Annotated in this window: 15 protein-coding genes; 11 read left to right on the top strand and 4 right to left on the bottom strand. The window is 70.8% G+C overall.

Translation table 11 applies throughout. The annotated features are described in order from the left end of the window. The first annotated feature begins 10 nt into the window (after positions 1–10). Positions 11–988 (top strand): transcription initiation factor IIB, encoded by a 978-nt coding sequence (locus HPS36_RS14390; protein WP_121599379.1) that lies wholly within the window; start codon positions 11–13, stop codon positions 986–988. 45 nt (positions 989–1,033) lie between these two features. Here the strand turns inward: HPS36_RS14390 and HPS36_RS14385 are convergent, their stop codons facing one another. Next, on the bottom strand, positions 1,034–1,522 hold the full coding sequence (locus tag HPS36_RS14385) for a cupin domain-containing protein (RefSeq protein WP_173230683.1): 489 nt from the start codon (positions 1,520–1,522) through the stop codon (positions 1,034–1,036). A 106-nt stretch (positions 1,523–1,628) separates the two neighbouring features. Here HPS36_RS14385 and HPS36_RS14380 point away from each other — a divergent pair, with 106 nt between their 5' ends. Together HPS36_RS14380 and HPS36_RS14375 are read left to right on the top strand one after the other, a co-directional pair. Further along, positions 1,629–2,102, top strand: coding sequence for an NUDIX hydrolase (locus HPS36_RS14380; protein WP_173230682.1), 474 nt, complete (start codon positions 1,629–1,631; stop codon positions 2,100–2,102). Between the two features lie 128 nt (positions 2,103–2,230). After that, positions 2,231–4,468: a DUF7527 domain-containing protein gene (locus HPS36_RS14375; RefSeq protein WP_173230681.1), complete on the top strand. Its 2,238-nt coding sequence runs from the start codon at positions 2,231–2,233 to the stop codon at positions 4,466–4,468. Positions 4,469–4,546: 78 nt separating this feature from the next. Here the strand turns inward: HPS36_RS14375 and HPS36_RS14370 are convergent, their stop codons facing one another. Continuing rightward, positions 4,547–4,840, bottom strand: a complete 294-nt coding sequence (locus HPS36_RS14370; protein WP_173230680.1) for a hypothetical protein — start codon at positions 4,838–4,840, stop codon at positions 4,547–4,549. A 295-nt stretch (positions 4,841–5,135) separates the two neighbouring features. Here HPS36_RS14370 and HPS36_RS14365 point away from each other — a divergent pair, with 295 nt between their 5' ends. Both HPS36_RS14365 and HPS36_RS14360 read left to right on the top strand, forming a co-directional pair. After that, positions 5,136–6,488, top strand: a complete 1,353-nt coding sequence (locus tag HPS36_RS14365) for an adenylosuccinate synthase (RefSeq protein WP_173230679.1) — start codon at positions 5,136–5,138, stop codon at positions 6,486–6,488. Between the two features lie 66 nt (positions 6,489–6,554). After that, positions 6,555–7,364 carry a hypothetical protein gene (locus HPS36_RS14360; RefSeq protein WP_173230678.1) on the top strand — a complete coding sequence of 270 codons (810 nt, stop codon included), beginning with the start codon at positions 6,555–6,557 and terminating at the stop codon, positions 7,362–7,364. Positions 7,365–7,387: 23 nt separating this feature from the next. Here HPS36_RS14360 and HPS36_RS14355 read toward each other — a convergent pair whose 3' ends face one another. After that, positions 7,388–8,251: an aldo/keto reductase gene (locus HPS36_RS14355; RefSeq protein WP_173230677.1), complete on the bottom strand. Its 864-nt coding sequence runs from the start codon at positions 8,249–8,251 to the stop codon at positions 7,388–7,390. A gap of 141 nt (positions 8,252–8,392) precedes the next feature. Here HPS36_RS14355 and HPS36_RS14350 point away from each other — a divergent pair, with 141 nt between their 5' ends. The 5 genes from HPS36_RS14350 to HPS36_RS14330 all read left to right on the top strand — a co-directional run bounded on the left by HPS36_RS14350 (position 8,393) and on the right by HPS36_RS14330 (position 12,448). Next, on the top strand, positions 8,393–8,881 hold the full coding sequence (locus HPS36_RS14350) for an Lrp/AsnC family transcriptional regulator (protein WP_053771215.1): 489 nt from the start codon (positions 8,393–8,395) through the stop codon (positions 8,879–8,881). Continuing rightward, complete coding sequence (locus HPS36_RS14345; protein WP_173230676.1) at positions 8,878–10,017, top strand: pyridoxal phosphate-dependent aminotransferase; 1,140 nt, start codon at positions 8,878–8,880, stop codon at positions 10,015–10,017. The genes HPS36_RS14350 and HPS36_RS14345 overlap by 4 nt, the downstream gene beginning before the upstream one ends. Before the next feature lie 19 nt (positions 10,018–10,036). Beyond that, positions 10,037–10,372, top strand: a complete 336-nt coding sequence (locus tag HPS36_RS14340; protein ID WP_173230675.1) for an antibiotic biosynthesis monooxygenase — start codon at positions 10,037–10,039, stop codon at positions 10,370–10,372. A 103-nt stretch (positions 10,373–10,475) separates the two neighbouring features. After that, on the top strand, positions 10,476–11,630 hold the full coding sequence (locus tag HPS36_RS14335; RefSeq protein ID WP_173230674.1) for an acyl-CoA dehydrogenase family protein: 1,155 nt from the start codon (positions 10,476–10,478) through the stop codon (positions 11,628–11,630). A 65-nt stretch (positions 11,631–11,695) separates the two neighbouring features. After that, positions 11,696–12,448 carry a sensor histidine kinase gene (locus tag HPS36_RS14330; RefSeq protein ID WP_173230673.1) on the top strand — a complete coding sequence of 251 codons (753 nt, stop codon included), beginning with the start codon at positions 11,696–11,698 and terminating at the stop codon, positions 12,446–12,448. A gap of 45 nt (positions 12,449–12,493) precedes the next feature. Here the strand turns inward: HPS36_RS14330 and msrB are convergent, their stop codons facing one another. Next, positions 12,494–12,904 carry a peptide-methionine (R)-S-oxide reductase MsrB gene (gene msrB, locus HPS36_RS14325; protein ID WP_173230672.1) on the bottom strand — a complete coding sequence of 137 codons (411 nt, stop codon included), beginning with the start codon at positions 12,902–12,904 and terminating at the stop codon, positions 12,494–12,496. A gap of 77 nt (positions 12,905–12,981) precedes the next feature. Here msrB and HPS36_RS14320 point away from each other — a divergent pair, with 77 nt between their 5' ends. Beyond that, positions 12,982–13,218: a CDGSH iron-sulfur domain-containing protein gene (locus tag HPS36_RS14320; RefSeq protein ID WP_173230671.1), complete on the top strand. Its 237-nt coding sequence runs from the start codon at positions 12,982–12,984 to the stop codon at positions 13,216–13,218. The last annotated feature ends 29 nt before the right edge of the window (positions 13,219–13,247 follow it).

The raw sequence follows: 13,247 nt of genomic DNA, 5'->3' as shown, positions 1-13,247 counted from the left end.
CACCAAACCAATGAGCGAGAACCTTCGAACGTACACGACCGAGACCGTCGACGACGAGAGCCAGACCGAGTCGGCAACCGAGGACGAGGAGCTGCGGTGCCCCGAGTGCGGCGGGCAGTTAGCGACCGACACGGAACACGGCGAGACCGTCTGCGTCGACTGCGGGCTCGTCGTCGAGGAGGACGAGATCGACCGCGGGCCGGAGTGGCGCGCGTTCGACTCCAAAGAGAAGGACAACAAGTCGCGCGTCGGCGCCCCGACGACGAACATGATGCACGACAAGGGGCTCTCGACGAACATCGGCTGGCAGGACAAAGACGCCTACGGCAAGTCGCTGTCCAGCCGCCAGCGCGAGAAGATGCAGCGGCTGCGGACGTGGAACGAGCGCTTCCGCACCCGCGACTCCAAGGAGCGCAACCTCAAGCAGGCGCTCGGCGAGATCGACCGGATGGCGAGCGCGCTCGGGCTCCCGGACAACGTCCGCGAGACCGCGTCGGTCATCTACCGCCGCGCGCTCGACGAGGACCTGCTGCCCGGCCGCTCCATCGAGGGCGTCTCCACCGCCTCGCTGTACGCCGCCGCCCGGCAGGCGGGGACGCCGCGCAGCCTCGACGAGATCGCGGGCGTCTCCCGGGTCGAGAAGGACGAGATCGCCCGGACGTACCGCTACGTCGTCCGCGAGCTGAAGCTGGAGATCCAGCCGGCCGACCCCGAGAGCTACGTCCCGCGGTTCGCCTCGGACCTCGGCCTCTCCGACGAGGCCGAGCGCCGGGCCCGCAGCCTGCTCGACACGGCGAAGGAACAGGGGATCCACTCCGGGAAGTCGCCGGTCGGGCTCGCCGCGGCCGCCGTCTACGCCGCCTCGCTGCTCGTCAACGAGAAGGTGACCCAGAGCGAGGTCAGCGAGGTCGCGAACATCAGCGAGGTCACCATCCGGAACCGCTACCACGAGCTCCTCGAAGCCGAGGACTCCGTCGCGCTGAACTGACGCGCCGCGGCCGGTCGCCGCCGCGTTCGAAGGTCGCTCGCGGGGTCAACCGCTTTCTTCGCCGTCCCAGTACTCCACGTCGTCGGCGATCCGGTAGTACCCCGACAGCGACCGCTCGGCGTCGCAGCCGGGCGGCGCGCCGACGTACACGCCGAACTTCTCCGAGTCCGGGTACACGGTCACGTCGGGCTCGCGCATCGTCGAGACGACGAGGTAGCGGAGGACCTCGTCCCCGTCGTTGACGACCCGGTGCGCGCCCGGCTCGTCGGCGGGGAACGCGGCGTACTCGCCCGGGCGGAGCGGGTACGACTCGCCGTCGAGCCGCAGCGTCCCCTCGCCCCCGAGGACGTACAGCGCCTCCTCGTTGGCCGCGTGGTAGTGATACGGCCACGAGCGCTCCCCGGGCGGCAGCTCGTAGAGGCTACAGCCGAGGTCCGCGCCGCCCGCGGCCGCGCCCAGTTGCTTCCGTCGCCACGCGGCGTCGTCCGCGTCGGGCGTCGTCCACGACAGCTCGTCCGCGTTGATCGGTGGCATACCTCGCGGTCACGCCGGACTCCCAAAGGCGTTCGCGTCGCCGGAACGGGCGTCGGTCCCCGCCGGGAGCCGAAACCGCGAAGGCGACGCGCCGTCACCCGGGACCATGGAGACGACTCGCCACTTCACGGCGACGACCTACATCGTCAACGACGGGGCGACCGCCCTTCACGAGCACGAGCGACTGGGGATCACGCTGCCGCCCGGGGGGCACGTCGACCGCGACGAGCTGCCCCACGAGGCCGCGCGGCGCGAGGTCCGCGAGGAGACGGGGCTGACCCCCGAGCTGGTCGCGACGGAGTCCGCGATCACGGGCCCGAACACCCGGGGGCTCCCGGAGCCGGCCCACCTCATGCTCCACGACATCAACGTCCACGAGGACGGGTCCGTGGGGCACCAGCACGTCGACCACCTCTACTACGCCCGCGTCGACTCGCGGGAGATCGCCCCCGACGGCGACGACGAGGTCGACCCGGCGCGCTGGCGCTGGTACACCCCCGCGGAGCTGGCGGCGAGCGATCTCCCGGACGACGTGGTCGACCTCGGCCGCGAGGCGATCGCCGCCGTCGGCGCCGACTGATCAGGCCCGGCGTCGCGCCGGGTGGTCTCGCCCGCCGTCGAGCGGTTCGGACCGCCGCGCGCGGCGTCAGACGGCCGTCTCACGCTCCGGAAGGTATTTGAGTCGGTGCTGGCGACGTAAACGCAAGGATGGACGCACAGCGACGGGAAGCGATCGCCGAGTGGGACGACCGCTCGTTCTCCGACGGGTTCGCAGGGCTCCGGCGGATCGTCGACGACGGGTTCTCGGGGGCGGCGACCGACGGGGTCGGGTGGCTGTTCCTCGTCGACGGGCGCGTCGTCGGCGTCGTCGACGCGACGCTCGACGCCTTTGCCGACGCCTCCGGGACCGTCTACCGGGCCCCGGACGACGCGCTCCCCGTGCTCTTCGCCATGCAGGAGCTCGGCGGCGAGCCGCGGGCGAAGTACTACACCAAGGACACGCCGTTGGACGAGGCCGACCGCAAGCTCTCGCAGGGGGGATTCACCGGGTACATCGAGCTCTCGGAGAACGTCCTCTCCGGCGACTACTACGTCGCCTACACCGGCGGCGAGTCGATGGCGGCGGCGTACGTCGGCAACGCCCGGCGGCTGGAGACGGGCGACGACGCGTTCGACCTCGCCGCCGACGAGGTCGGGATCTACACGGTCTACGAGGTCGACCTCGACGTCCGGCCGCTCCCGGACGGCGACGACGCGGGCGATTCCGGCGCGGCCGCCGAGTCGACCGCGGCCGCCGGATCCGACCCGGCGAGCGACGCAGCGAGCGACGAGGCCGACGCAGCGAGCGACGAGCGGGCGGCCCCCGGGGCCGCTCCCGATGTCGAGACCGACGAGCCCGCCGACGGGCCCGAAACCCCGGGCGAGCCCGGCGACGGCGCCGGGCGGGAAGACGGGCCGTCCCCGGCGGACCGCTCGGACGAACCGGCCGGCGTCGACGTACGGGCCGCGGAGAGCGACCGCGACGACGCGGACCCGAGCGACGGGACCGACGAGACGGACGGGCCGGCGTCCGACGCCGTCCGGATCGGCGACGCTGACTCGGACGGTCGCGACGCCGACGGCGCGGCGGGCGCCGACCGGACGCGACGGACGCAGGCCGATTCCGACGGCGCGGCCGCGTCGGACGCGGGCGCCGCGGACGGCGACGCCCCGGACTCCGAGGACGTGTTCTCGGAGGAGGCCGAGTGGCGGGAACAGAAGTCGATCCCGGCGCTCGACCCCTCCGAGGCGGGCGGCGAGCCGCGAGCGGGTGGAGAGCGGCGCGGGGCGTCGGCGCAGCGCTCCCGCTCTGCTGACGACCGCGCCCGGACCGGGCGGAGCGGGTCGGACGCGAACGGCGGCTCGCCCTCGCCGCGCGCCACCGAGACGCCGTCGTCGACGCCGTCGGCGGTGTCGAAGCGCGAGGCGGCGACCGACGCCGACCCCGATCGGGTGCGGAAGCTCGAGGCGGCCTTAGAAGAGACCGAGGAGGAGCGGCAGTCGCTCGCCGACGAGCGCAACCGGCTGGCGGCCGAGCGCGACGAGATACAGTCGGAGCGCGACGAGTTGGCCGAGGCGGTCGACCGGCTCGAATCCGAGGTCGAAGACCTCCGGGAGGAGCGCGACCGGCTCCGCGACGAGCTGTCGAACGCCAGGGAGCGGCTCCCGGACGCGGAGCGGACGCTCACGCCGGGCGAGGCGCGCAACGGGACCAACCTGTTCATCAGGTACGACTCGAAGGAGGGCGCGACGCTCGCCGACGCCCACGAGGGCGCCGCCGACCGGGACGCGCTCCGCGAGAACCTCCGGGTCGAACACCACACGAGCTTCGAGACCGACGGCCTCGCGGTCGACGGCCGACCGTTCGAGGAGTTCCTCGAAGACACCATCGAGTACGGGTTCACCCGCTGGCTCGTCGAGGACCTCCCGTTCGAGGTCCGCGGAACCGGCAACGAGGGGACGCTCCGCGACCTCTACGACGCGCTCCCCGAGATCGACCGCGCCGAGATCGGCGGAACGGTGTCGATCGCGATCCGGGAGGGCGGCGAGGAGACCCGCGAGCAGCGGGCGTTCGACCTCGTGTTGCGCGACCGGATGGGCCACCCGCTGTTCGTCGCGGACCTGAACGACAGCCGGGACCCCACCGCGGAGGGGACGCTGGAGTCGCTCGTCGAGAACGGGCGCGACATCGCGGCGTCGAACGAGACGTTCGCGGGGGCGTTCGCGGTGACGGAGAGCTTCTTCGAGCCGGGGGCCTTAGAGACCGCGAGCGACGCGGTCGGCGGGGGCCTGTTCAGCCGGTCGAAGCGCGCGAGCTTCGTGAAGCTCTCGCGCAAGCAGGGGTACCACCTGTGTCTCGTGGAGGCGCGCGACGGCGGGTTCCACATGACGGTCCCCGACCTGTAGTCGCGGGGACCCTGTCTGGCTAGTTCGCGGAGAACGGAAACGCGGCAGGTGCGTCGGCGGGCGAAATCGAAGTTCCGATCAGTTCTCGAGTTCGGCGGCGTCGTCGATCCGCATGGAGCCGAGCTTGTCGACCGTCTCGTCGAGCTCGTCGACGAACTCGTGGGTGCGCTCCGTGGTGATGGCGCCCTGACTGGACGGCTCGATGAGGTTCTCCTCCTCGAGGACGCGAAGCGAGTACCGGACCTTGTGGTGCGGGTAGCCGGTCTCGTTCGACATCTTCACGATGCCGATCGGCTCGTTCTCGATGACCATCCGCAGGACCTGGAGGTGACGTTCCAGCATGTCTACCTCCTTCTCTAGTCGATCTATCATGGCACATGTTAACTCGTCATGCCCCCGTTTAAAAGTTGCTGTCGGCGGCCGGGGACGCCCGCTCAGATCGCACGCTTTCACGTGGGAGTAGTTAACGTGTTCGATCGCGGCGCGGCTGCGGAGGACACGCACGGTCCGGGCGCGAACGGCGACCCCGATCGCGGACGGAGCGAGAAGTGAATACACGAACGAGCGCATTCGATCTGACGAAGGGATTTTTCGATCCACGACCGTGGTGGTCTCGCGGTCGCAGACCGTAATCTGTTTTACCCCCCGAGGGGAATCGGCAGGTCGTATGACACTCACCATCGTCGGCTCCCAACTCGGCGACGAGGGCAAGGGCGCCCTCGTCGACCGGTGGGGAGGGGACGCGGACGTCGTAGTCCGTTATCAGGGCGGCGACAACGCCGGCCACACCGTCGTCGAAGGCGGCGCGGAGTACAAGCTCTCCTTGGTTCCCAGCGGCGCGGTCCGGGGAACGGTCGGAGTCTTGGGCAACGGCTGCGTCGTCAACCCGCGCACGCTGTTCACCGAGATCGACGACCTGCGCGAGCGGGGGCTCGACCCGGACGTGCGCGTGGCTCGCCGGGCGCACGTCATCATGCCGTACCACCGCGTGCTCGACGGCATCGAGGAGGAGGTGAAGGCCGACGACGACGCCGGCGACGAGGTCGGCACGACCGGGCGCGGCATCGGCCCGACCTACGAGGACAAGGCCGGCCGGCGCGGGATCCGGGTCGCGGACCTGCTCGACCCCGACGCGCTCCGACAGAAGCTCGACTACGTCGTGCCGCAGAAGCGCGCGCTCGTCGAGGACGTGTACGGGCTCGACCTCGACGACGACAACCGCGCCGAGGCCTTCGACGTCGACGCGCTCCACGAGGAGTTCGCCGCGATCGGCGAGCGCCTCGCCGACGAGGGGATGACCGTCAACTGCTCCGACTACCTCCACCGCCGCCGCGAGGCGGGTGACGCGATCGTCTTCGAGGGCGCGCAGGGGACCCACATCGACGTGGACCACGGGAACTACCCCTTCGTCACCTCCTCGAACCCGACCGCCGGCGCCGCCGCGGTCGGCTCCGGCGTGGGCGTCACGACGGTGGGCGACGGCGAGGTCGTCGGCATCGTCAAGGCGTACCTCTCGCGCGTCGGCGAGGGACCGCTGCCGACGGAGCTCGACGGCGACGCCGACGAGGAGGCCCTCGCCGACGAGATCAGGGAGAAGGGCGGCGAGTTCGGCACCGTCACCGGGCGCCCGCGCCGGATCGGCTGGCTCGACCTCCCGATGCTCCGCCACTCGGCGCGCGTCTCCGGGTTCACCGGCGTCGCCGTCAACCACGTCGACGTGCTCGCCGGGCTCGACGAGCTGAAGGTCTGTACGGGCTACGAGATCGACGGCGAGGAGACCGACACCGTGCCGACCACCACCGACCGGTGGGAGCGGTGCGAGCCGATCTACGAGACGCTCGACACGTGGGAGGAGTTCGACTCGGCCGCGGTCGCAGAGGCGGGCTACGACGCCCTCCCCGAGGCCGCCCGCGAGTACCTGGAGTTCGTCGCGGACGAGATCGACACCCCGGTCTACGCCGTCGGCGTCGGGCCGGACCGCGAGGAGACGGTCGAGCTGACGAACCCGTTCGACGAGTAGCCCGGCCGCCGTCTCCGTCGGCCCGCGCCGAAGCCGTTTTCAGTTCCCCGACGCCCAGTCGTCGGTATGTCGCAGCCCTCCAGCGGTCCCGCCGCCCCCGACCCGCCGGACACGCTCGTCGAGCGCGTCGCCTCGCGGCTCCCCCGGCTGCTCCCGCTCGCGCTGGTTCCGCTCGCGACGGCGCTGTTGCGCGCTTGGGACATCGTCGCGACGGGTCGGTCGACCGGATTCTCCCTGCGCGCGTCGTTCCCGGTGTACCGGTACGACCTCTGGAGCTTCGTCGACGCGCCCCGCGGCGGCGGGGTGACGGTGTCGCTCCCGTTCGGGTCGCTCGACCCGCTGCCGCTCCTCGTCCCCGTGCTCGGCGCGTACGTCGTCGTCTCCGGCGCGCTCAGCGCGGGCTACTTCGGGAGCGTCGCGGCCGCGATCACGACCGGCCGGTACGACTTCGCCGCGGCCGTCCGCCGGTTCGGCGTCCGGTTCGTCCTCCTCGAAGCGTTCGTCGTCGCCGCGCTCGGCGCCCTCTTCCTGCCGCTCCTCCTCTTCCCGCCGCTGTTCGTGGCCGCCGTCCTCGCCGCGCTCGTCGTCTCGTACCTGTACTTCCCGACCGTCTACGTCCTCGCGCTGGAGGACCGAGGCATCGCATCGGCGGCGCGGCGAGCCCGGGCGCTCGTCGACGACCACCGACCGCTCGGGTTCTTCCTCGCCGTCGCGGTCGTCACGGCCGTCTGTTCGGTCCCCGTGAGCCTCCTCGCGCACGCCGGTCCGGGCGGGGCGGTCGCGGCCGCGGTCGTCGCCGCGCCGCTCGGGCTCGCGTTCAACGTCGCGACCGCGCTGAAGGTCGCCGAAATGGCCGGGATCGAGACGGTCGAGTGAGCGACGGGGAGGGGGGTCGGCGCTTACTGCGGGTCGACGGCGTTCAGCGCCGCGCGGTCCTCGTCGGTCAGCGACAGGTCGGCGGCTCCGAGGTTCGATTCGAGGTGTTCGACGCTCGACGTGCCCGGGATCGGCAGCGTAACGTCGGAGTGGTCGAGCAGCCACGCGAGCGACACCTGCTGCGGGGTCGCGTCCCGCCGCTCGGCGACCTCGGCGAGCACGTCGCCGGCCTCGTCGTCGTCGACCGCGTACATCGGGCCCCACGGGATGAACCCGACGCCGTGGTCCTCGCAGGCGGCCAGCACGTCCTCGTCGTCGCGGTGCCCGACGTTGTAGCGGTTCTGGACGGTGGCGACGTCGACGATGTCCAGCGCCGTCTCGAGCTGCTCGACGGTGACGTTCGAGAGGCCGACGTGCGCGACCTGCCCCGCGTCCTTCATCTCGGCGAACGCGTGGACCGACTCCTCGAAGTCGGTGTCCGGGTCCGGCCGGTGGTACTGGTAGAGGTCGATCGTGTCGGTGCCCAGGCGGTCGAGGCTACACAGCACCTGGTTCTTCAGGAAGTCCGGGTCGCCGTGGGGGAGCCACTCGCCCTCGCGGTTGCGGAGCAGGCCGGCCTTCGAGGCGACCACCACGTCGTCGGGGTCGCCGAGCGCCTCGCCGATCAGCCGCTCGGAGACGCCCGGCCCGTAGGAGTCGGCGGTGTCGACGAAGTCGACGCCGCGGTCGACCGCCCGCCGGAGCACGTCCTTCGCCGCCTCCTCGTCGTCGGGGCGCCCGATGATGTCCTCGCCGGTGATCCGCATCGCGCCGAAGCCGAGCCGGTTGACCGTGAGCTCGCCGCCGATGTCGAACGTCTCGCTCCTGCCGGTGGTGTCTGAAGCCATGGACGGCGGTTCGCGTGCCACGCGGAAATCGGTGAGGGTGCCGGAAGCGGACGCGCCGTGACGGCGCCCGGAGCCGCCCCGGGGGCTCGCCCGTGTTGCGTCCGTCGCTACTCATAAACCGCCCCCGCGCGATCGTCGGGTATGGACGCCGAGCGCGAGGTACTCGACGTGTTGGCGCGGAACGCCCGCGAGGACATCGACGACATCGCGGCCCAGACGGGCCTCGACGCGGCGGCGGTAGCGGACGCGATCGACGCGCTGGAGGCGGACAACGTCGTCCACGGCTATCAGGCCGTGGTCGACTGGGACCGCGTCGAGGAGGGGAAGATCCGCGCCGTCGTCGAGATCAACGTCGAGCTCGACCGCGAGACGGGGTACGAGCAGGTGGCCGACCGGATCGCGAAGTTCCCCGCGGTCGACGCCTTACACCTCGTCTCCGGCGACTACGACTTCGCCGTCGAGGTGCTCGGCGAGACGATGCAAGACGTCTCCGAGTTCATCTCCGAGCAGGTCGCGCCGATGCCGGAGGTCACCCAGACGGTGACCCACTACATCATGGAGACGTACAAGGACGGCGGGATCCGGTTCGAGGACGGCGACGACGACGACCGCCTCTCCGTGTCGCCATGAGGCTGTCGGACCGCGCGCGCACCCTCCCGGAGTCGGGGATCCGGAAGTTCTTCGAGCTCGCGGAGGCGCGCGACGACGTCATCTCGCTGGGGGTCGGCGAGCCCGACTTCTCGGCGCCGTGGGCCGCCCGCACCGCCGCGATCGACTCGCTGGAGCGGGGGAAGACCTCCTACACCGCGAACCGCGGGATGGCCGCGCTCCGCGAGCGGATCGCCGCGCACCACGAGCGCTACGACCAGTCGTACGAGCCCGAGTCGGAGGTGCTCGTCACGACCGGCGCGAGCGAGGCGGTCGACCTCGCCTTCCGGGCGCTGGTCGACCCCGGCGACACCGTCGCGGTCCACGAGCCGACGTACATCTCCTACGGCCCGGGGATCGAGCTGGCGGGCGGCGAGCAGCTGACGGTCCCGACGCGCGCCGCGGACGACTTCGCGCTCACCCGGGAGTCGCTAGAGGCGGCGGGCGCCGCCGACGCCGACCTGCTCGTGCTCTGTTACCCGAACAACCCGACCGGCGCGACGATGACCGACGAACAGCTCGCCGAGGTGGCGGCGTTCTGTCGGGACAACGACCTCCGCGTCGTCGCCGACGAGATATACGCCGCGCTCACCTACGGGACCGACCACGCCTCGATCGCCACCCAGCCGGGGATGCGCGAGCGCACCGTCGTCGTCAACGGCTTCTCGAAGGCGTACGCGATGACGGGGCTCCGTCTCGGGTACGCGCTCGGTCCCGCGGAGGCGATCGACGCGATGAACCGGATCCACCAGTACACGATGCTCTCGGCGCCGACGACGCCGCAGTACGCCGCGATCGAGGCCTTGGACCGCTGCGACGACGAGGTGACGGAGATGGTCGAGGAGTACAACCGCCGGCGGCGGCTGGTCGTCTCGCGGTTCAACGAGATGGGCCTGGACACGTTCGAACCGGGCGGCGCCTTCTACGCGTTCCCCGAGTGCGGCGGCGACGACGAGGCCTTCGCCGAGGAGCTGCTCGACGCCCAGGGCGTCGCCGTCGTCCCGGGGTCCGTCTTCGGCGAGGGCGGAGAGGGGCACCTGCGCGTCTCGTACGCGACCTCGATGCGCGAGCTGAAGGAGGCGACGGACCGGATCGCCGCGTTCGTCGAGAGTCGATGACGGGGCTCCTCCGAGGGCGATGATCGACCGGATCTGGCACGGCTGGACGGCGCGGGCGGACGCGGACGAGTACGAGCGGCTGCTCCGCGAGGAGATCCTACCCGGCTTCGCCGACGCGGACAACGACGGCTACCGCGGCGCGCGCGTGCTCCGCCGCGAGGGCGACGGCGACGAGGTCGACGGCGACGAGGTCGAGTTCGTCACGGTTCTCCGATTCGACTCGATCGAGTCGGTGAAGCGGTTCGCCGGCGAGGAGTTCCGGGAGGCGCACGTCCCGCCGGCGGCCCGCGAGGTCCTCGCGCGCTGGGACGACCGCGCGCGCCACTACGAGGTGCGCGAGGAGCGCGAGTACTGAGCCGTCCCCCGCCGCCGCACCGCGAGCCGCGTAAACGAACAACTCCTCGCGGATTGTTCCACGTTCGCCAACGATTATCACGCTCGATCCTGATGGACCGCGTATGGAGTTCCAGCTAACCGACGAGCAGAAGCAGCTGCGCGAGGAGGTCCGGAAGTTCGCCGACGAGGAGATCCGACCGGTCGCGACCGAGTACGACGTCGAGGAGTCGTACCCGCACGAGATCATGGACAAGGCGGCCGACATGGGGCTGCTCGCGCCGCACGTCCCGGTCGAGTACGGCGGGATCGGCTACTCGTCGCTGGAGAACGCCATCCTCACCGAGGAGCTGTTCGCGGCCGACCCCGGCATCGGGCTCTGTATCTCCAGCGCCGGCTTCGGGGCGGAGGCGCTCATGGAGTTCGGCACGGAGGAACAGAAGGAACGTGTCCTCCCCGAGGTGACCGCGGGCGACGCGGTGATGGGCTCGGCCATCTCGGAGCCGCAGGCGGGCTCGGACGTGACCAGCGTCGCCACCCGTGCGGAGAAGGACGGCGACGAGTGGGTGATCAACGGCTCGAAGATGTGGATCACGAACGGCACCGTCGCGGACTACTTCGTCGTCGTCTGCGAGACGGACCCGGACATCGACGACCGCTACTCGGGCTACTCGCAGATCCTCGTCGAGGGCGACCGCGACGGGCTCACCCGCGACAAGATCACCGGCAAGCTCGGGATCCGCGCGAGCGACACCGCCGAGCTGCGCTTCGACGACGTGCGCGTCCCCGAGGAGAACCTCATCGGCCAGCGCGGGATGGGCTTTTTACAGCTCATGCAGTTCTTCGACGAGACCCGCACCGCGGTCGCCGCGCAGGGCGTCGGCATCGCCCGCGGCGCCGCCGAGCGGGCGCTGGAGTACGCCGAGGAGCGCGAGCAGTTCGGGCGCTCCATCTCCGACTTCCAGGCGATCAAACACAAGCTCGCGGAGATGCACACCAACACCGAGGCCGCGCGCTGGCTCACCTACCGCTCGGCGTGGGCGGTCGACAACGAGGCCGGCGACCTCACCGCGCTCGCGTCGATGGCCAAGGAGTTCGCCTCGCGGACCGCGGTCGAGGTCGCCGACGAGGCGGTCCAGGTCCACGGCGGCGCCGGCTTCGTCAACGACCACGACGTCGAGCGGCTCTACCGCGACGCGAAGATCACCCAGATCTACGAGGGCACCACGGAGATCCAGAAGAACATCGTCGCCCGCGAGCTACTCGACGAGGGGATGTAACCCATCGTCGGAGCGTACCCCTCCGGATCGGTATGTAAAAGCGACGAGGGTCCGTAGCGTCCGGTATGAGCGAGGAGGCGAACGCCGACGTGGACGGCGACGGGGCGGTCGAGGCCCCCCGCGATCAGGACCCGGAAGAGCGGCTCAAGCGCCAGCGCGACGACTTACAGCTGCTGAACCAGGTGATGCGCCACGACATCCGCAACGACCTCCAGCTCGTCGGGGCCTACGCCGAACTGCTCGACGACCACGTCGACGAGGAGGGCGAGAAGTACCTGGACGTGATCAAGCGGAACACCCAGAGCGCCGTCTCGCTCACGACGACGGTCCGGGACCTCGCGGAGGTGATGCTCCGCGAGGACGTCGAGCCGAGTCGCATCGCCCTCGACCGCGTCCTCTCACAGCAGGTCGAGGAGGTCCGCTCGGGGTACTCGGAGGCCGTCTTCACCGTCGAGGGGTCGTTCCCCGAGGTCGCGGTCGTCGGCGACGAGATGCTGAGCTCCGTGTTCCGCAACCTCCTGCGGAACGCGGTCCAACACAACGACAAGACGCCGCCGAAGGTGACGGTGTCCGCGTCCGTCGATGAGGCCGCGGGCGTCGCCGAGGTCCGAGTCGCCGACAACGGGCCGGGCGTCCCCGAGGACCAGCGCGACGAGATATTCGGCAAGGGGGAGAAGGGGCTCGACAGCCCGGGCGCGGGGATCGGGCTGTACCTCGTGCGCTCGCTCGTCGAGATCTACGACGGCGACGTGTGGGTCGAGGACAACGACCCGGAAGGCGCCGTCTTCGTCGTCAGGCTCCCGCTGTGTGAGTCCTGACGGCGACGCTGACGGCCGCGCCGGTCTCGCCTCCTCCCGCCCCGGCTACTCCTCGTCGTACTCCATCGCGACCGAGTTGATACAGAAGCGCTTCCCGGTCGGCTCCGGGCCGTCGTCGAACACGTGCCCGAGGTGGGAGTCGCAGTTCGCGCACCGGACTTCGGTGCGGCGCATCCCGTGGCTCGTGTCTATCGTCGTCGTCACTGAGTCCTCCTCGGCGGCGTAGAAGGCCGGCCACCCGCAGCCGGACTCGTACTTCGTCTCGGCGTCGAAGAGGACGGTGCCGCAGGCGCGACAGCGGTACTCCCCGTCGTCGGGGTGGTGGTCGACGTACTCGCCGGAGAACTTCGCCTCCGTGCCGCTCTCGCGGAGCACGCGGTACTCCTCGTCGGAGAGCCGCTCGCGCCACTCCTCGTCCGTCAGATCGCTCGGATCCCGCTCGTCGGTCTCGCTCATACCACCGATACGGACCCCACGGGCAAGGGGGTTGCGGCGGTCACAAGCCGTATTCGAGTGGGAGCCGAATCGCGACCATGGCGCGCGAAGTCACGCACGAGGAGCGGGGTCCGGAGATTCTCGACGACGACGACAAGGGCGACGACGGCCTCATCTACGTCTGTCGGTGCGGCCTGTCGGACTCGAAGTCGCTCTGTGACGGGTCCCACATGGCGACGGCGGACGAGGAAGACGGGGTCGTCTACAAGTACGCGAACGACGATTCGGACGGCGAGCGGCGCGCGATCGACGAGATCGGGTACGAGGACGAGTAGCGGGAGTCGCCGTCCGCGGTCGGGCCGGC

It is taken from the genome of Halorubrum salinarum (genome assembly GCF_013267195.1).
Lineage (GTDB): Archaea > Halobacteriota > Halobacteria > Halobacteriales > Haloferacaceae > Halorubrum > Halorubrum salinarum.
This window is presented reverse-complemented; position numbering and strand designations above follow the sequence as displayed.

What these genes read in the sequence shown, in the direction of transcription:
- HPS36_RS14390 (WP_121599379.1), top strand. Translation starts at nt 11, where the DNA reads ATGAGCGAGAACCTTCGAACGTACACGACCGAGACCGTCGACGACGAG.
- HPS36_RS14385 (WP_173230683.1), bottom strand. Translation starts at nt 1,522, where the DNA reads ATGCCACCGATCAACGCGGACGAGCTGTCGTGGACGACGCCCGACGCG.
- HPS36_RS14380 (WP_173230682.1), top strand. Translation starts at nt 1,629, where the DNA reads ATGGAGACGACTCGCCACTTCACGGCGACGACCTACATCGTCAACGAC.
- HPS36_RS14375 (WP_173230681.1), top strand. Translation starts at nt 2,231, where the DNA reads ATGGACGCACAGCGACGGGAAGCGATCGCCGAGTGGGACGACCGCTCG.
- HPS36_RS14370 (WP_173230680.1), bottom strand. Translation starts at nt 4,840, where the DNA reads ATGATAGATCGACTAGAGAAGGAGGTAGACATGCTGGAACGTCACCTC.
- HPS36_RS14365 (WP_173230679.1), top strand. Translation starts at nt 5,136, where the DNA reads ATGACACTCACCATCGTCGGCTCCCAACTCGGCGACGAGGGCAAGGGC.
- HPS36_RS14360 (WP_173230678.1), top strand. Translation starts at nt 6,555, where the DNA reads ATGTCGCAGCCCTCCAGCGGTCCCGCCGCCCCCGACCCGCCGGACACG.
- HPS36_RS14355 (WP_173230677.1), bottom strand. Translation starts at nt 8,251, where the DNA reads ATGGCTTCAGACACCACCGGCAGGAGCGAGACGTTCGACATCGGCGGC.
- HPS36_RS14350 (WP_053771215.1), top strand. Translation starts at nt 8,393, where the DNA reads ATGGACGCCGAGCGCGAGGTACTCGACGTGTTGGCGCGGAACGCCCGC.
- HPS36_RS14345 (WP_173230676.1), top strand. Translation starts at nt 8,878, where the DNA reads ATGAGGCTGTCGGACCGCGCGCGCACCCTCCCGGAGTCGGGGATCCGG.
- HPS36_RS14340 (WP_173230675.1), top strand. Translation starts at nt 10,037, where the DNA reads ATGATCGACCGGATCTGGCACGGCTGGACGGCGCGGGCGGACGCGGAC.
- HPS36_RS14335 (WP_173230674.1), top strand. Translation starts at nt 10,476, where the DNA reads ATGGAGTTCCAGCTAACCGACGAGCAGAAGCAGCTGCGCGAGGAGGTC.
- HPS36_RS14330 (WP_173230673.1), top strand. Translation starts at nt 11,696, where the DNA reads ATGAGCGAGGAGGCGAACGCCGACGTGGACGGCGACGGGGCGGTCGAG.
- msrB (WP_173230672.1), bottom strand. Translation starts at nt 12,904, where the DNA reads ATGAGCGAGACCGACGAGCGGGATCCGAGCGATCTGACGGACGAGGAG.
- HPS36_RS14320 (WP_173230671.1), top strand. Translation starts at nt 12,982, where the DNA reads ATGGCGCGCGAAGTCACGCACGAGGAGCGGGGTCCGGAGATTCTCGAC.